The organism is Microcoleus sp. FACHB-SPT15 (assembly GCF_014849525.1).
GTDB classification, from domain to species: domain Bacteria; phylum Cyanobacteriota; class Cyanobacteriia; order Cyanobacteriales; family Coleofasciculaceae; genus Symplocastrum; species Symplocastrum torsivum.
The window spans coordinates 446,826-463,751 of the sequence record NZ_JACJNU010000062.1 but is presented as its reverse complement, the minus strand read 5'-3'; the positions used below and the strand labels follow the sequence as shown (position 1 = coordinate 463,751).

Below are 16,926 nucleotides of genomic sequence, written 5' to 3'. Positions count from 1 at the left end.
AGGATGCGATGTTGTAACAACACGCTGGTGAAGCGATCGCAAAAAGTTTTAGACAAGTTCAGAGGCGGTAAAAAACGAATCATCACAAGCCAAGTATTTCAGGAACCCGCCAAGTACCTGGATTGGTGAAGTGTAGTTTTTTCTCTTAAGTCCCATCGTAATGAAAACACCAGCACTAGTTTGCCGGGAGCAACTTACGATTGGGCTGCTGCCTACCTCTAGAGTCAGAGCCATCTAATTATAAATCTCAGCAACCAGATGGAGGTAAGCAATGTTAAGATTTGTAATGATTGTTTGACAATCGACGAATAATCTCAATTAAGTGTTGGCTGATGAGGGAAAGAATTAGCGATCGACCACAATCCGGTATTCCACTGAGTGACCAAGACAGGGAAGCGCTAGATGAGATATTTGCAAAAGTAGAGCTTGAGGAGATGAGACATATTGAGGCGACTGTTGCTCGCTACTCAGTAGCTCCTCTTGAACCTTGGGAAGAGACAGGCTGGGTCATCAATAGCTCTCTTCCTATTGGTTCGGAACCTGTAGGATAAAGACGGGTTGACTTTACGCTGAAACTAATCGTCCTGCTTCCTGCTTGAGATCTTTATAGTTAGACTTGTTGAAAACTATAGGGGCAGATTACGGTTAATCCTACTCGTCCTCTCCTCAGAAATTGCTTGATAATTAGCTTAGGGTAGGTTTTTATATTTAAGCTTTGATTCAATCTGAAACTTTAGAATTACTAGAATGGTCACGCCTGTGCCAGCACCTGGCTACATTTGCCGCTACAAAGCTGGGAGTTGTTGCTGCGCGTAATCTCCGAATCCCCGCAACTCAACCGGAGAGTCTGCGCCTACTGGACGAGACAAAAGAAGTCTACCAGTTAGAAAATCAGTTGACGGCGGGACTGACTTTTGAAGGCATTCAGGATATTGGGGAGTCTTTGGAACGGGCAGAACTTCAAGGGCTTCTGACAGGAGAGGAATTACTCGCGATCGCAACAACACTTTCTGGTATGCGTCGCTTACGTCGTGTGATTGATGACCAAGAAGATGTGCCAGTTCTTGCCCAACTGGTTGCTGATATGCGGACGTATCCAGAACTAGAGCAAGAAATTCACCGCTGTATTGATGATCGGGGTGATGTCGCTGATCGTGCAACACCGAAACTGGCAGGAATTCGCAGTCAACTCAAGTCAGTACGAGACAGGATTTACCAAGTTCTCCAAGGAATTTTGCAGCGTCAAGGCAATGCAGTCCAGCAACAGGTGATTACTCAGCGAGGCGATCGCTTCGTGATTCCTGTCAAAGCCCCACAGAAAGACGCGATTCCTGGTATCGTTCACGATACCTCTAGTACGGGTGCAACATTATATATAGAACCCAACGCAATTATTGGACTGGGAAATCAACTCAGAACGTATCGCCGTCAAGAACAAACCGAAGAAGAAGCTGTACTTCGCGCTCTTACAGAGCAAGTAGCAGCAGTTAAACCAGACTTAGAGCAGTTACTCGCTGTAGCCACTACCTTAGATTTAGCAACAGCAAGAGCACGCTATAGCTTGTGGTTGGAAGCGAATCCACCGAGATTTGTTGAGCGGAATGTAGGAGAAACTATTACTCTACGCCAACTGCGACATCCATTATTAGTGTGGCAACAGCAGCATGAACAGGGACACCCAGTTGTTCCAATCAACGTACAAATTCAACCGGAAATTCGGGTAGTAGCAATTACGGGACCGAACACAGGTGGTAAAACGGTTACGTTGAAAACATTGGGTTTAGCGGCTCTAATGGCGAAAGTGGGGCTATTTATCCCCGCTAGAGAACCCGTGGAACTTCCGTGGTTTGAGCAGGTACTTGCTGATATTGGTGACGAGCAGTCCCTAGAACAGAGTTTATCTACGTTTTCAGGCCATATCCGCCGGATTAGTCGGATTCTTGAGGCATTAGGAAATGGGAAAGAAGACGTAGAAGACAAGGAAGTTATGGAAGACAACGAGGAAAATTCTCCCTTGTCCCTCCCAACTCCCAACTCCCGACTCCCGACTCCCTCCCTAGTCTTACTTGATGAAGTAGGAGCGGGAACTGACCCTGCTGAAGGCAGTGCTTTGGCGATCGCATTACTGAAATATTTGGCAGACACAGCGCAGTTAACCGTTGCCACGACTCACTATGGCGAACTCAAAGCGCTGAAATATCAAGATGAGCGATTTGAAAATGCCTCGGTTGAGTTTGATGATGTCAGCCTTTCCCCAACTTATCGACTCCTATGGGGAATTCCTGGTCGTTCTAATGCTCTGACAATTGCCCGACGCTTAGGTTTAAAGCCAGAAGTGGTTGACCAAGCGCAGAAGCGTGTCGGTAGCGCTTCTGAAGATATCAATCAGGTGATTGCTGGCTTAGAAGCACAACGCCGCCGCCAGGAAACAAAGGCAACAGAGGCAACCCAACTGTTGCAACAAGCCGAACGCTTGCATGATGAAGTGTCCCGTAAAGCAACGCTTTTGCAGGAACGAGAACGTGAGTTGAAACGTTCGCAGGAACGGGAGGTGCAAGACGCGATCGCTCAAGCGAAAGAAGAAATCGCTCAAGTAATTCGCAAGTTGCAACACGGTCCAACCATTGCACAAAACGCCCAACGGGCCACGAATGCGATTAATGACATTGCCCAGCGCCGTCTGCCAGTAAAATTACCAGTCAAACCAAAGCCAGGGTTTCGACCGAAAGAAGGCGATCGCATTCGTATCCCTCGCTTCAATCAAACGGCGGAAGTGTTAAGTGCGCCTGATGAAGATGGAGAGCTAACGGTACGATTCGGTCTAATGAAAATGACCGTATCATTAGCGGATGTGGAGTCACTGGATGGTCAAAAACCTGACATACCCGTTAAACAAAAACCAGCACCCACTCCTCCACCCGCACCCACTTCACCTCCTACGCCTCCTGTCCGAACCTCGAAAAATACAATTGATATTCGAGGAAGTCGTGTAGCCGATGCAGAGTTTGCCATAGACCGAGCAATGAATGACGCGGTGACATCCGGCGCACTCTGGGTTGTTCACGGCAAGGGAACCGGACGGCTACGTCAGGGTGTCCATGAATTTCTAGAACGGCACCCTCTTGTTGACCGTTTTGAATTAGCGGAACAAGCAGAGGGAGGTGCTGGTGTGACAGTTGCTTATTTGAAGTAAAGGAGGCTGGGGACTGATGATAAGGGATTAGGGATTGAGTTTACAATCGAAAAATTCTGGGGTTTGTTAAGAATCTATAACAAAATCTCTAAAACTTACCAAACTATCACGACCCAGTAGGAAACTTGCCGTAAACTCTGGTAGTCGTGTTTCAAGATTGGTAACTGCAAAAGCCAACACTAATTTGGTTTTCTATTCTAAAGCTATGCGCTCTACCGTGAAGACGCCATCATCGGCTCCCCCGTGGGAGGACTTGCCTCTGGGTCAAACGCCAGACCCAATGCAGCTGGATAACATCAAAGCCCAGCTGGACTTGGTTCTGCTGGCGCTAGAAGCCTTAGCGGACATCGGCTCTGAGGCAATGCTTCAGGCTGCTGCTGACTTAAATTTAGAGTCAATGGTGTCCGATCGTGTGGGCTTGTGGCGTCTGCGTCAATCCAACCCGATGCGTAAAAGTTCGGGAGGGCGGAAAAAGCTAGATGTGGAAGAGGCGCGATCGCTTGTTCTGATCATTTGTCACCTCGCCAAACAGCAACAGGAATTAATCCGTCGTGCTGTGGCACTCCTGGAACAAATGGCAGAACAAAACAGCGAACCCCATCGTGCTGCGCTGTTGGGAGACTATCTTGATAAGTTCAGCAACACTTATCAAGAGCGCATGGAGCAAGGAGAGAACGTATCGCCTGAGTCGCTCACGCAACTAGCGCTCAAATTGCTCATTGATTTGCTGTTCTATAGCGGTCCCAATGGTCATCGGCGTCTGTGGCTCGCCTTGCTAGAGCGAACAAGAGACTAAAGCGCCCGATTTTCTTGGAGTGAGGAGTGAAGCTGAAACGTATTTGGGTGAGCCTATTTCAAATCCTCCGCAGTTAGTCCTTAGTCCTTAGTCCTTAGTCCCAAGCTAAAGACCAATGTGACCAATGTGACCAATGACCTACGACCATTTTGTAAATCTCATGCCCTTATCAAATTCAGTCCTACGACGCTATACCCCTCCTACCTGCACACTAGAGATTGTGGCAAAAAGCTCACCCTTATCTCGTTGGGTGGGCCAATCGGTGCTGAAGGATTTACGCTTTGAGCTACGTTTTGATGACCCACGCAAGCCAGAAGAAGAACGGGTAACAATTCGAGGCGATCGCACAGAGCTAGAAATGTTGTACGACGCTGTTAATAGCTATGTACAGGAATTCCTCGACCCCTCGCCAACACAGTTACCACTCGCGCTTCGTACTTCCCCGACTACTGACGGTTCAATGCCTAGGGCTGACCCGAATCAGGACTCTGGTCCATATCCTGCCTCCGGTGTCAAGCCCTTTAATTCAGTAGCCGCTCAAGCGTTTGAGGAAGAACCAGACACTTCACCCTCAGCCCCTCGCTTGGAGTCCAACTCGAAAGTGCGATCGCTAACCCCCCGCACTCCGTCCAATATTTACCTACAACCCAACGGCTTACTCACCCACAACCTCTTTTTAGGTCATCTGGCAACTCAGGAGTCAGGACCATTTGTTGACCTAAGTGTGCTACAACTATTCGATTTAGCAACCGCTCTCGATGAATACGCCGCTGAAGTCGTTGCCTTACCAAACCTGAGTAGCCCACTCGGCTGGAAAAAAGCCCCACCCCCATGGGCGAGTGCAGCAGCCGTTGTGCTGTTAGCAGTAGGTGTCACAACGGCTGGCGTGCGATACCTGAATCAACCAAGCACTGTGCAGGAAGCGGCTGCCCCTTCAGAAGATCAACAAGCTAGCGCTACGCCGCAACTGCCAGTCACATCTCAAGTACCTGTAGCGCCAACGACACCCTTACCGTCGCCCTCAGCTTCTCCTCTACAAACGCCAGTACTACCACCCGGTCTGTCCTCTGCACCCACGTTGGCGCCCCCGTCTCCAGTTATTACCCCACCTCCGGCAACGGGTAATTTGCCCTCAACTGCTCAACGTCAGACTTTGCCAATTCTCCCAGCGCCCCAGAGGATACCAATTTCACCAAACCGTCCTGCTCCTCAGATTCTGGCGGGTGCAGGAGCATCTCGCTCAACACCTTCAGCTTCTAGTAGCAGTGGTTCTCCTCCCTCATCTGGAAGTACTACAGCTCAAAAAACGACACCAAGTACACCAACAACTCCTCCAGCGCTACCAGATTTGCCTACGCTCAGACCAACTCCCGCTACTGGTCAGGCTGCGGATACAGTTAATCCGTCATCTGCTGCCCGCAGTGCTAGTGAAGCGGCGGAAAACTCGCAGGCAGCGACAAGTGGAAATGGCAGTAACAATACCTTGTTTGACAATATTCCTCAGATTGCAGAAGCCAGAAGCTACTTCCAGCAGCGCTGGCAACCGCCTGCGGATTTAAGCCAAACCCTGGAATACAGCTTGTCGCTGAATCCAGATGGTTCAATTCAACGAATTATTCCTCTAGGACAGGCAGCAGGACAATATATAGACCGCACAGATATGCCTTTACCTGGTGAACCATTTGTCTCAGCACTACCAGGAGGAGGTAATCCAACAATTCGTGTGGTTCTTACTCCAGATGGCAAGGTCAATACGTTTTTAGAGAAATGAGCTGTAGTTCTAGTCGTAGAGACGTTCCGCCGGAACGTCTCTACAAAGTTTTATGGGTTGCCCAAAAAGGGGTAGGTAATATAACCCGGATTTGGTATGAAGCCTCACAAACCGCTTTCGTTCCTCAAGCCTAAATACTTTCAAGTGGATGACAACACTCTTGAAAACGCAAAATATTTTTTTCAAGTCGCTTTGAAGTAGCTGAACTCCTCAGCGAAGAAGCTACTCGATATCGTTGCCAAAGCAGTTGCCAAGCGGCTGGTGATAAGCTTGCAGGAAAAGATAGTTTTACCGCGCTGAGTAACTTTCCTTGTTTGAGAGCTACTAGACTCCAATGAAGTTTGAGATAGGCTTGAATATCTTGAAGTTTTGGAATATAGCTTTGATGTTTTTGATTTATTTTTGGGTAAATCTTTTCTTTGATTAGAATATTAGTATCTAGACGTTTTTGTAGAGAAAACTTTTGATTATAGGCACCAGCCCAAATTGTTCGATAGCCTAGACATTCGTTAATAAAAATAGCATCGCCAAACTGTGCAATCTTAATCCAAGAATCAATATCATCAAAGTTTGCATCTAAGCTAGAGTCCCAGCCACCAGTTTTGAGAAAAGCACTTCGCTGGAAGGCAACTTGAATTGGAGTACCAAACGGCACCATTTCCAAAAGCATTCCGTAATGAATGTCTTCCTGGGGAATATAAAATGATTTTGCAGAACCGACTTGGCGACTTCTGCTTAGTTCAACTCCGTCAGCATCAACTTGAGCCGCCTGACAAGAGCAAATCACGGCTTGGGGACGTTGTGCGATCGCTTTTGCCATTACTTCAATACAGTTAGGGGCAAGATAGTCATCATCATCTACTGGCTTAATCCAATCTCCAGTTGCTTTTTCCACGCCAGCATTCACGGATTTTGAATGACCAAGATTCTCGAAATTACGATGATAAACCAAACGTTGGTCACCAGCATCGGCTAACGCTTCACATCGCTCTTGGACATAAGCTTGCGTACCGTCTGATGAACAATCATCAACAACGACAACTTCACAAGGCATTGTTTGAGCAAGAGCGCTATCAATCGCTCGTTTTAATAAGGTTAGGCGATTATAAGTTGTGATGACAATGCTAAATTTCATCGCGTTTTCCTACAAAACACATCTGCCAAATGCACCCCTTCAGGAGCTTCTCTATCACTTCATCTCATAGGTGCTTTCTCTTCACTATGCGCGAAGCGTCGCTATCCCCTAGGAAATCCTTCCTCAACCTAATAATTCATCAACGGGTACACTGAACCCTTCTAAGATAGTTTGAGTGCTGACTACTTCCCCTTTAGAGAATAAAAGTCGTTGCTGCCCTGCGATGACAACAATCCATTGACTATCAGGCAAGACTAACCAAATTTCCTTGCAACCGGATTCTAGGTATTCATTAGCTTTGGCAAATACATCTTCGGCTGTATCTGTAGGAGAGATAATCTCAGCAATTAGTGGGAAACTCTGGGGTAGGACATTGGAGTCGCCAAATTGGGCAAGTGATTCTGGTGTGAGATAGGCAACATCTGGACGACGTACTCGATTATTGGTGCGACAGGGTGCTTCTGTGTAAACTTCTCCCCCCAAATTGTGGTTGTCCTTATAATTTCTCCAATAGGTTGCTACTTTGGCTTGAATCCGACCATGCTTTAGTGTCATTCCACTTTTCTCCACCAGTTGCCCATCCACCCATTCCATGTGTTCAGGGGGATTTTGCAGATAGTCTTCTAGAGAAAAGGCTTCTATCTGATTTGGGACAACTATAGAGGCTACCATTTCTTCTGTTCCTCGTTGCGATTCTTTCTTCTTATGATGCCTCAGCGATCGCGTAATCTCACTTTTGCCGAAATAATACTCTTGTAGGGTGGGCATCTTGCCCGCCCTCCCCTAACCTCATAATAAGGATTTCAGCGCCTGTTCTTTAGTCAGCTTATGGTGCTATGTCGTTTGAGGCTTCGGGACTAGGTGGTTCCGCCAGTGGTGGGGGTTCTATAAGTCCTTGTTCTTCAGACTGCACAGACAACTCCAAGTTGGGCGAACCCGCTTCAATAATTTTTGTCAGTGTCAGCAAGTCAAATTTATTGAGCAATGCAACCAACTCGTTGAGTAAGAGCCATTTTTCCTCAGCATAGTCATCGGCTTTCACGTCTAAGAGTTTGCAAAATTCCTCAAAGTTAATACGCGAAGACACTGTGCTGACTGAGTTGACAAAAATCTCGGTCACTACTCTTGCTGGAGATCTTTCTATATCGCAGGGTGGGCTGCTAGGTTTTTGCTCAGTCATAGTGAAAATCAACTCCTCTGCTGACATCATGGACTACTACTTTGTAAGCGATATAATCCGCCCTGAAATAAATTTCGAGCAATCGCTCAAGTCCATTAAAAAGATTACAGCGTTATCAGCGCGATCGCACTTCCAGAACATCTGCAATATATTAAAATGCGATCGCAAAACAAATGTACAGAACGTAAAGCTCAATAGTCACCAAGCTACCTCTTCAAATATGCAGAAACGCCGCTGAAATAGCTATCAGCGGCGTTACACAGTTGAATATAGCAGTGACTAAGGCAGACTCTTGACTCTCGCTTTCATACTGAAACCAAGACCCATCAATATGCATCCCTTCTGTCTTTTGCTATATGTCAAGGACAGGATTGCGCCATCCTATCTTCTTATTGATTGGGCAGAAGTTGGCTGGAGTAGGCATCTATCTGATAAGCCGGAGTGCGCTGAGTGTAGTCTATTTCAGTACCAGTAATTGATTCAGCTAGCTTTTCAAAGGACTTAGAGCGCCAGTTCCGCTCATGGATTGGCTTAGACTGCTCACCCCGGAAGTAGGCTTGGGTACCTAAGAGGACTGCTGCAACGAAACCAACAACAAATAAGGCAATCACAATAATCATGGAGACGTTCCTCTAAGAATTCTTTAGTTTTGTAACTTTATCTGTAAATAAATGTAACAAATACTTGTTAAAGGTGTCAACTTTTTGGTAGACAAGAGTGAGAAGCTTTAGTGTAAGGGATTGAAGCCTTCCCTACTACATCCTTGAAAGGATATGGCTTACAGCAACTTGTTGATGTAAATCAACGACAGGAACATCACCGAGAAAAATAGACATCATTAGTAGCGTGGACAGCAGCCGGGAGCGCAGTGTTATGCTGTGGCATTGCATTGTAGAGGCGGAAATGAAAGTCCATAGTAATCACACTTATCCCAGTTTGGATTTTTGCGGCTTTGCCAGTCGTCAATTACAGAAATTTAAACACGGCAAGATTACAGGAAAACCCCATCAACCAATTGCTCACATGGCGCTTGTCCTAGTAACTTGCTTAAGCACTGGACTAACACTCAGCGCCTGCCAAACGTCAGCGAGTAACAGCAATCCAAACTCGCCAGCTACTTCCCAAGCTGACGCAACACCCCAAGAAAATCCAGCAGAAGCAGGGGCTAGAGAATTTATTGGTACTATCTCCAAGGGACAACAAGCTTATCAACTAGAGAATCGAACATTTACATCTAAAATCGATGACTTGGGAATTGGGGAAACGAAGTCAAATGATTCCTACGAGTACCAAATTTCCCTGAGTGACGAAACGAAAGCGCAAGTAACAGCAACAGCAAAGAAGCCAGGTTTAAAGAGCTATACTGCTGGGATATTTGTCGTTGGACAGAAAGGCAATGAGCTGACAATCCGGATTCTATGTAGGACGGATAAGCCTTCTCAAACACCTCCTAAGATGCCAACTCTATCTGAAGGGCAGGCAAAGAATCCTCAATGTCCGACTGACTCTTCTGAAGTGATTTAAGCCTATTCTGAAGATGATAGCCCTAGACCTTTTGGGGCAAAAGTTTCTCACCAGTTCTGAAAGCAGGGGAAGCAGGGAGAGAGTTTATGCTGATGGTTATTTGTGCCAAGTTGGTCTAGTAGCGCTCTCTTGGAATTGTTACATCCAAAATCCGGTCGAGGTACTGCAAAATTACAATGCCAAGAATAATACTGGCAGCGGCAGCAAGCCAAAAACTATGAGCAGTTGCTTGCGACTGATCTAATACCCAACCCCCAAGGGGAGGCCCAATAAAGTAACCAATTGCCCAACATTGGGAGTTAATTGATAGATAAACCCCGCGCAGAGATTCAGGGGCTAAATCTACCACAAGGGCAGAAGCAGAAGGGGTATAAGCTACAGTAGCGATCGCTAAAACTCCCAGTGCAAAAATTGCCCAAATGATTGAGTGAGTTGAGGTAACTCCTGTAGCCCAGATCAAGATAAATCCGACTCCCCACAGTACCATCGAAATAGTTAGGGCACGCGGACGGCTAAAACGATTCAGGGTGCGGGCAATTGGTAATTGACACAGTGCGGCACAGACAATATGCCAGGTAAACAACCCACTGATAACTTTTGGTGAAAATCCCCCCTTTGCCGTTTCTCCTGATATGAAGTTAGCGAAATAGAGCGGCATCGTGCTATTGACCTGAGCCAGGTAGGTTGTAAAGATGATATTAACCAGAACATAAACCATAAGCTGGCGATCGCGTAATGCAATAATCCAGCCCTTACTCACTTGTTTAGAATGATGGTCATCAAACTTGCCAGTTTCTGCAATCACGGCATACACAATGGCAAAGAAAACAACAAACGAGATGCTATCAATCACAAACAAAGAACGATAGCTACCCGTTGCCGCAATTAATGCGCCTCCGAGTACTACCCCCATCCCTAAGCCAAGACTATCGGCTAAGCGCGTAATTGCAAAGGCTTCATTGCGCTGTTCAATTGTGGTCAAATCGGCTACAGCAGCTTCTGTTGCTGGCCAATAGAGACCAATTCCCAAACCCATGAGCAAGTTACCGATAATAAAAACAGGGAAGTTAAAAGTTAACGCCAAAATCACAGAAGAGATCGCAGAAATCGCCGCTGAGAGTAGCAACGTCGGTCTGCGTCCCCACGATTTAGAATCAGCAAACGACCCTCCTAAAAAGCGACCAATTACCCCAGTAATTGAACCACTGCCTAAGCCAATCCCAACTGCCGTTGCTGATAAACCAACTTGATTAACAAAAAATATCGGCGCATAGAACAGCGTAAAACCTGAGCCAATTTGGGATAGCAATCGACCAGCCGCAAGAATCCAAACCTGATAGCTAAGTTGCGGTAACCAGGATAATAGCTTTTGTTTTAAAGAAAAGTTCATTCAAGTTCGGGAGAAAGTAAGGACAGTTAAGGGGTAGGAGTGACAAAAGCGATTTGCCTAGAATGCTCGTATTAGAAAAACAGAGGCTGAGATGGCTGTAGTCCTGTTTATGCTCAACTGCGGGTCTTAGCTAATCATCCCAAACTTCGTCGAAGCTTATAACGATCAAGGTCTTGTTTTCGTCTCTCTTAGGGATAAGCAAGAAGCATTGAAAGCTCAGAAGGGATAAAACTTAGCTGTCCATAGTGCTGAGGTTGAGGAAAATTTTGCTACAACAGAGTTTTCAAAATACAGAGCACGAGAGATATGGATGCTGATGAAATTCGGTCGCGCTATGCAGCCGGGGAAAGAGATTTTCGTGATGCCGACCTAAGTGGGGCTAACCTTAGCGGAGTGAACCTGAGTGAAGCTAATTTGAATGAAGCGAACTTGAGTGAAGCCAATCTGAGTGGAGCTGACCTGATTGTATCTAGCCTGAGTGATGCCAACTTGAGTGAAGCGGATTTAAGTGAGGCAAATCTGATTGGGGCAAAATTGGGTATTGCCAATCTGGTTAATGCCAATCTGGTGGGTGCAAACTTGAGTGGGGCTGAACTGAGTGGGGCAAACCTGCAAAACTCTAGCTTGAGTGGGGCAAATCTAATCGGTGCCAGCATGATCAGGATTAACCTACGCGATGCCAACTTGAGTGGCGCAAACCTAAGTATCGCCAATATGATTGGGGCTGACTTGAGAGGCGCAAATCTGATTGGAGCTGACTTGAGTGGGGCAAACCTGATTGAAGCTAATTTCACTGGCGCAAACTTAAGTGGCGCGAAGTTGTATCGCTCTAACTTAGCAAATGTCAAGTTTAATAAAGCTGATTTGTCTAATGCGGACTTAACTGATGCAAACTTAGCCAAAACCGACTTGAGTGATGCCAATCTGGATAACACCAACCTAGAAGGAACAATCCTCACTTTGGGTAAAAGTGTGAATCCTAGTCCAGTAAGCTAACTACTGCGCTACAAAGAGCGATCGCACTTCAATCGAATCTAGTAAGCTAACAGATTTGAGATTACTAACTTTTTGGTCAAAGATGCGATCGCCCCTGATCAGGCAAAAATAAAATAAAGTAAATAATTTTAAAAAATTTAAGAAAGCCACCTTCGGCAGTTCAAGCTTTTATTAATCTGACCAATAATAGAACCATGACTAATCCAACTCCCACACCCAATCCAGATAGCCAACCCACAAAGAAGGCTCAAACACTACCGGGGCCACTGCAATGCTTGGCTAGTGCTTTGATTTCTAGTGGATTTGCGATCGCATTGTACTTCCTCACATCCTCCATTGCTCAAACCTTTGCGAGAAAGCCTCTTACCTCGACTAATCCAATCGCCCAGAATATCTCAGCGGCTGTTCGTACCTTAGTTGTCGGTGTCAGCACCCTCGCCACGGCTATTTTTGGGATTGTGGCTGTTGGTTTAGTCGCGCTTGCCATCCAAATCACAATTCAACAACTGAGAAATCGTCCATCTCAACCCTAAATCAAGCGCAATAATCTCCACATCTGAGCAAGCTTTAACAAGTGTCAAGGGAGCGAGGGGAGAGTAATGCAAGAAAATCACCGTCAACGAGCCATTACAGCGTTTCAAGATTTCTTGAACACACCCTTAGAAACGCTACTGGAACAACATCAGCACGTCTCTTCCCCAGCATCGGCATTAGCCTTGTTCCACTCTGTTGCAACCACAGTTCCCGCTTACCAAGCCTTCCTGAGAGAACAGGGTATCGAACCAACGTCCATCCAAACTCTAGAGGACTTCCAAAAACTGCCACTAGTCAGCAAGGAAAACTACCATAGGCGGCATCCACTAGCAGATTTGTGCCGTAATGGGGAATTAGAAAGCTGTGACATGATTGCTGTTTCCTCTGGTTCAACGGGGAAGCCGACATTTTGGCCGCGTTTTTTGGCAGATGAACTCCAGATTGCTACCCGTTTTGAGCAGATATTCCACGATGGTTTTCAGGCTGACACCCGCCGCACGTTAGCGGTAATTTGCTTTACCTTGGGAACTTGGGTAGGTGGGATGTACACGGCGAACTGTTGCCGTTACCTTGCTAGCAAAGGTTATCCAATTAGTGTCATCACTCCCGGTAATAACCAAGAAGAGATATTCCGGGTTGTGCAAGAATTGGGTTCAATGTATGAACAGGTAGTGCTATTGGGTTACCCGCCTTTCCTCAAAACGGTAATTGATACTGGGATTGCACGGGGAGTGGAGTGGCAGCAGTATCAGATCAAAATGGTGTTTGCTGGAGAGGTTTTTAGTGAAGAATGGCGTAGTCTAGTAGGCGATCGCGTTGGCTCAACTAACCCGTGTTATGATTCCGCCTCACTTTATGGAACGGCAGACGCGGGTGTGTTGGGTAATGAAACGCCTTTGAGCATCTGCATTCGCCGTTTCCTGGCAAACAATCCAGACGCGGCTCGTACTTTATTCGGGGAATCACGCTTGCCGACATTGGTACAGTATGACCCCTTGAGCCGCTTCTTTGAAGTTCACGAGGGGACGCTACTGTTTTCGGGAGACAATGGCATCCCGTTGGTGCGCTATCACATCTCGGATAATGGGGGGCTGATTCCTTACGAGGTGATGCTCAAATTCCTGGCAGAATGGGGATTTGACCCACTAGGAGAGTTACAGAAACAGGGTGGACGCGGAATACATTCTCTACCGTTTGTCTATGTATTTGGACGCTCTAACTTTACTGTCTCGTACTTTGGGGCGAATATTTATCCAGAGAATGTTGCTGTTGGGTTAGAGCAATCAGAGATTCAAGAATGGGTGACGGGTAAGTTTGTCTTGCAGGTGAAGGAAGATGCAGACAAGAACCGATTTTTATCAATTGTTGTGGAGTTAGCGCCACTTGTGGAGAGTAGTGAGGAGAAACAAAAAGCGATCGCGTCTTCCATACTCTCTCAGTTGCTGCGACTCAATAGCGAGTTTGCTAACTATGTTCCACCACCGTACCAGATGCCACAGGTGACGTTAGCCCCAATAGGTGACTCGGAGTATTTTCCGATTGGTGTCAAACATCGCTATACTCGCCAGTAAATTGTTTGAGTGGAAATGTGCGATCGCTTTCGTTTAGTTTTTTCAGTAGCGCTCAGTTGCTCGAAGCTCAGAAACAATTGAAACAGCAGAACAGCGCTTTTTGAGCGATTCTGCTAGGGAATCGTTCAATTTCTTAATGATTGTTCTGAACTTGTCAACTTCTTCCTGGGTTAATTCAAACTCAGCTAAATCAACTTTGGCTTCAGCTTCAACAACTTCTACCGCTGACCGATTTGACAATCTCACAGCAATAAGAAGATTTTCAACTACAGCCAATTTACTTGCAGGTTCCACGATCATGCCTTTTGTACGTGCATTCACTTCTCATCATCTTTCTCACTGAAGGCATTGTCACCTAACCAAAGGCTGACAGGGAAGCGACATGAGTTCTTCGGCATGGTGATGAAGAGTACAATTGCTCAAGCTATCTTACGGATATAGGGCAGGACTTCTTCATAGAACCACTTCTGAAACTGAAGTGAAACAATTAGGGAAATGGTGGTAATCAAACCGTAAAGCTTGGGCTAATAAATTGAGAAATGAAATAGTCAAATATCGTAATATTGGTCATGAATTGCAGTTCAGCAATCAACAGAGGCGAACATTAGAACAGTATTATGATGCAACTCTTTTGTTGGTGGACTGCCTAAATAATGCTTCTGATGTGACTCCCGAAATACGATCGCATATCGAAGACACCTTACTTTACCCATCGCTGAGATTGAGAAACGGAGACTCAGCAGTTGAGTGCGATCGCATCCTTCCTCAAAAAGCGATCACTGCCCTATATAAAACGCGATCGCATACGGCTTTATGATTAACTACGACATCAAATAGTACAGGGGTCAGAATGCACAGGAGGAATAAGATTGGACTTCAGACTCTCTCGCCATGCCCAGAAAGAAATAGAACGACGCGAAATTCCACTGGACTTAGTTGAAAGTGTTTTGAACAATCCACAGCAGATTGTTAACGAAAGAGAGGGTAGGAAAGCCTACCAATCCCAAATTGATTTTGGCAGTGGTAGAGTTTTTCTGTTACGGGTTATCGTAGTAGATGATGTTGAGCCAGCCGTTGTCATCACTGCATATAGAACCAGCCGAATAGATAAGTATTGGAGATAGATATGAAAGTTGTATATGATCCTGAAGTAGATGTTTTGCGTATCATTTTTAAAAATGCTTCAATAGAAGAAAGCGACGAAGAGAAACCAGGCGTTATTTTTGATTACGACAAAGACGGTAAAATTGTAGGATTAGAAATCTTAGATGCCTCAAAGCAAATGGAAAATCCTCGTTCAGTTGAGTATTCCATCACATGAAATCAACTGACCAAGTTATCGGGCGATCGCCTCCTTCCCCACAACAGCGATCGCTTTTTATCTAATTTACATTTACTTATATTTTGCACCAACCCTTTCGCCCGCCAGAGATTTAAATCCCTGGCTAATAGATCAAGTCCTCTGAAGAGGACTAAACACTGATTCAAAAGGATTTTCAGTCCATTTCAATGGACTTTTGCTATGAGCCGTGGAATTAATTCCACGGCGGGTGAATGGGTTGGTGCAAGCTCTAAGTTTACACACTAAATTTCTTTCAATGATTTTGCTTATCTTTTTAAGAACAAATACATACATTTAAACCTTTATTTTCAATTCTCCAACTGTAGAGCTATGTGAATCTAACCGACGTGGTAGTTCGGATTGTTTTCTGCAAGCTTTTTTCCTCAACAAATAATCAAACTAAATGCCTATATCCCTCGGCTGACTGGAGGTTTGGCAATATCCCCCTTTAGCACAACGTCAAGCCTAACCTGTTGTTGTTAAGTTAGCAGTAGATAAGAAGACAATTTTGGCGTAAGGGAGTTAAGGATATTATGATGAATACTAACGGACAATTTTTTGACGAGTATAACAACAACGTGGAACCCATTCCACCAGTAGTTCACTCTGATGATTATGTAGAACCTGCTATTACGGTTCAAGCTGAAGACGCTTTACATGAGACAGAAGGCGAGGCAGGAGCTGGTAATATTGCGGCTGGAGTAGCTGGAGCAGCAATTGGTAGTGTAATTGGTGGCAGAATCGCTGGTAGAAAAGGTGCAGTAATTGGTGCTGTTGCTGGTGCAGTAGCAGGTGGTTTTGCAGCTAAAGCGGCACCCGACGATGCAGGGGAAAAGCTTAAGAACGTTACTGAAAACGCAGCAGAAAAAGTGAAAGATGCGGCTGAACACGCCAAGCCATCACTCGAAAGTGCAGCAGATAAAGTAAAAGGTGCCGCACTCAACACCGCAGATCGAGTTAAAGAAGCTGCTGAGAAGGCTAAGCCCTCAATAGAGAATGCCGCAGACAAAGCAAAAGAGGCAGCTAGCAATACAGCAGACAAGGTTAAAGATACCGCTGAAAACGCTAAACCCTCAATAGAGAACGCTGCAAATAAAGCAAAAGAGGCAGCTAACAACACAGCAGATAAGGTTAAAGATACCGCTGAACAGGTCAAGCCATCGGACAACATTCAGGATGTTCACTCTGCTGATGTAAAAGAGCGAATCGTCATTGAACCAACGGCGGATGTTGTGACTGAACCAAAGTTCGTTGCTGGTACAGGGACTTATTTGGGAAGCGAAGTTGCTCCAATGGATCTTTACGAAGAGGAAGAGATAGTTACACCTGAAGTCGAAAGACAAAACATCTACACTCGTGAACCTGAGCAACGTTTCTAGTGAAGTCAATGGTGGTTGAAGCCGAAGAAGATATCAGTTGACGTGAACTAGATATCACACTCCAAGGCATAGTATCATCAATAAAAATCAATAAAACTATAGGGGCAACCATTTG

General features: G+C 45.7%; 20 protein-coding genes and 1 pseudogene. 15 read left to right on the top strand and 6 right to left on the bottom strand.

Annotation, left to right across the window (positions count from 1 at the left end):
* Positions 1 to 3 precede the first annotated feature (3 nt).
* The 6 genes from H6F98_RS34230 (at position 4) to H6F98_RS26475 (ending at position 5,894) form a co-directional block, all read left to right on the top strand.
* The gene (locus tag H6F98_RS34230) at positions 4 to 129 is read left to right on the top strand and encodes a hypothetical protein (RefSeq protein WP_277927614.1); all 126 of its coding nucleotides are present in this window, start codon (positions 4 to 6) and stop codon (positions 127 to 129) included.
* Between the two features lie 203 nt (positions 130 to 332).
* The gene (locus H6F98_RS26495) at positions 333 to 551 is read left to right on the top strand and encodes a hypothetical protein (RefSeq protein ID WP_192221692.1); all 219 of its coding nucleotides are present in this window, start codon (positions 333 to 335) and stop codon (positions 549 to 551) included.
* A 164-nt stretch (positions 552 to 715) separates the two neighbouring features.
* The gene (locus tag H6F98_RS26490) at positions 716 to 3,193 is read left to right on the top strand and encodes an endonuclease MutS2 (RefSeq protein ID WP_192221691.1); all 2,478 of its coding nucleotides are present in this window, start codon (positions 716 to 718) and stop codon (positions 3,191 to 3,193) included.
* A gap of 205 nt (positions 3,194 to 3,398) precedes the next feature.
* Positions 3,399 to 3,989: a DUF3038 domain-containing protein gene (locus H6F98_RS26485; protein WP_192221690.1), complete on the top strand. Its 591-nt coding sequence runs from the start codon at positions 3,399 to 3,401 to the stop codon at positions 3,987 to 3,989.
* Positions 3,990 to 4,122: 133 nt separating this feature from the next.
* Positions 4,123 to 5,760: a DUF4335 domain-containing protein gene (locus tag H6F98_RS26480; RefSeq protein WP_242058704.1), complete on the top strand. Its 1,638-nt coding sequence runs from the start codon at positions 4,123 to 4,125 to the stop codon at positions 5,758 to 5,760.
* Positions 5,757 to 5,894, top strand: coding sequence for a hypothetical protein (locus tag H6F98_RS26475; RefSeq protein WP_192221689.1), 138 nt, complete (start codon positions 5,757 to 5,759; stop codon positions 5,892 to 5,894). Before H6F98_RS26480 ends, H6F98_RS26475 begins: the two co-directional genes overlap by 4 nt.
* On the opposite strand, the gene H6F98_RS26470 is transcribed toward H6F98_RS26475, so the two are convergent.
* From H6F98_RS26470 to H6F98_RS26460, 3 genes are all read right to left on the bottom strand, one after another.
* Positions 5,891 to 6,895 carry a glycosyltransferase family 2 protein gene (locus tag H6F98_RS26470; protein ID WP_192221688.1) on the bottom strand — a complete coding sequence of 335 codons (1,005 nt, stop codon included), beginning with the start codon at positions 6,893 to 6,895 and terminating at the stop codon, positions 5,891 to 5,893. The genes H6F98_RS26475 and H6F98_RS26470 overlap by 4 nt on opposite strands.
* A gap of 123 nt (positions 6,896 to 7,018) precedes the next feature.
* Positions 7,019 to 7,663 carry a Uma2 family endonuclease gene (locus tag H6F98_RS26465; protein WP_396813499.1) on the bottom strand — a complete coding sequence of 215 codons (645 nt, stop codon included), beginning with the start codon at positions 7,661 to 7,663 and terminating at the stop codon, positions 7,019 to 7,021.
* A gap of 58 nt (positions 7,664 to 7,721) precedes the next feature.
* A complete protein-coding gene (locus tag H6F98_RS26460) occupies positions 7,722 to 7,982 on the bottom strand; it encodes a hypothetical protein (protein WP_206759679.1) in 261 nt (86 codons plus the stop codon).
* Positions 7,983 to 8,103: 121 nt separating this feature from the next.
* Between H6F98_RS26460 and H6F98_RS26455 the strand changes: the two genes are divergently transcribed.
* The gene (locus H6F98_RS26455) at positions 8,104 to 8,313 is read left to right on the top strand and encodes a hypothetical protein (RefSeq protein ID WP_192221686.1); all 210 of its coding nucleotides are present in this window, start codon (positions 8,104 to 8,106) and stop codon (positions 8,311 to 8,313) included.
* Between the two features lie 151 nt (positions 8,314 to 8,464).
* Here the strand turns inward: H6F98_RS26455 and H6F98_RS26450 are convergent, their stop codons facing one another.
* Positions 8,465 to 8,695 carry a photosystem II protein, Psb35-related gene (locus tag H6F98_RS26450; RefSeq protein ID WP_192221685.1) on the bottom strand — a complete coding sequence of 77 codons (231 nt, stop codon included), beginning with the start codon at positions 8,693 to 8,695 and terminating at the stop codon, positions 8,465 to 8,467.
* Positions 8,696 to 8,948: 253 nt separating this feature from the next.
* Here H6F98_RS26450 and H6F98_RS26445 point away from each other — a divergent pair, with 253 nt between their 5' ends.
* Positions 8,949 to 9,599, top strand: coding sequence for a type IV pilin-like G/H family protein (locus H6F98_RS26445; protein ID WP_192221684.1), 651 nt, complete (start codon positions 8,949 to 8,951; stop codon positions 9,597 to 9,599).
* A gap of 115 nt (positions 9,600 to 9,714) precedes the next feature.
* Here H6F98_RS26445 and H6F98_RS26440 read toward each other — a convergent pair whose 3' ends face one another.
* Positions 9,715 to 10,989 carry an MFS transporter gene (locus H6F98_RS26440; protein WP_192221683.1) on the bottom strand — a complete coding sequence of 425 codons (1,275 nt, stop codon included), beginning with the start codon at positions 10,987 to 10,989 and terminating at the stop codon, positions 9,715 to 9,717.
* A gap of 306 nt (positions 10,990 to 11,295) precedes the next feature.
* Between H6F98_RS26440 and H6F98_RS26435 the strand changes: the two genes are divergently transcribed.
* From H6F98_RS26435 to H6F98_RS26425, 3 genes are all read left to right on the top strand, one after another.
* Complete coding sequence (locus tag H6F98_RS26435) at positions 11,296 to 11,985, top strand: pentapeptide repeat-containing protein (RefSeq protein WP_192221682.1); 690 nt, start codon at positions 11,296 to 11,298, stop codon at positions 11,983 to 11,985.
* Between the two features lie 194 nt (positions 11,986 to 12,179).
* Entirely contained in the window at positions 12,180 to 12,518 is a 339-nt protein-coding gene (locus H6F98_RS26430) for a DUF3082 domain-containing protein (protein WP_192221681.1), read from the top strand.
* A gap of 66 nt (positions 12,519 to 12,584) precedes the next feature.
* On the top strand, positions 12,585 to 14,090 hold the full coding sequence (locus tag H6F98_RS26425) for a phenylacetate--CoA ligase family protein (RefSeq protein ID WP_192221680.1): 1,506 nt from the start codon (positions 12,585 to 12,587) through the stop codon (positions 14,088 to 14,090).
* 42 nt (positions 14,091 to 14,132) lie between these two features.
* On the opposite strand, the gene H6F98_RS26420 is transcribed toward H6F98_RS26425, so the two are convergent.
* Positions 14,133 to 14,384 (bottom strand): hypothetical protein, encoded by a 252-nt coding sequence (locus H6F98_RS26420; RefSeq protein ID WP_192221679.1) that lies wholly within the window; start codon positions 14,382 to 14,384, stop codon positions 14,133 to 14,135.
* A gap of 226 nt (positions 14,385 to 14,610) precedes the next feature.
* On the opposite strand from H6F98_RS26420, the pseudogene H6F98_RS26415 reads away from it, so the two are divergent.
* The 4 genes and pseudogenes from H6F98_RS26415 to H6F98_RS26400 form a co-directional block, all read left to right on the top strand.
* Positions 14,611 to 14,907 (top strand): annotated as a pseudogene (locus H6F98_RS26415) (hypothetical protein); the annotation flags it as partial.
* 52 nt (positions 14,908 to 14,959) lie between these two features.
* Entirely contained in the window at positions 14,960 to 15,214 is a 255-nt protein-coding gene (locus H6F98_RS26410; protein WP_192221677.1) for a DUF4258 domain-containing protein, read from the top strand.
* 2 nt (positions 15,215 to 15,216) lie between these two features.
* Positions 15,217 to 15,411: a DUF2283 domain-containing protein gene (locus H6F98_RS26405; RefSeq protein ID WP_192221676.1), complete on the top strand. Its 195-nt coding sequence runs from the start codon at positions 15,217 to 15,219 to the stop codon at positions 15,409 to 15,411.
* Positions 15,412 to 15,965: 554 nt separating this feature from the next.
* A complete protein-coding gene (locus H6F98_RS26400; RefSeq protein ID WP_192221675.1) occupies positions 15,966 to 16,811 on the top strand; it encodes a hypothetical protein in 846 nt (281 codons plus the stop codon).
* Positions 16,812 to 16,926 lie beyond the last annotated feature (115 nt).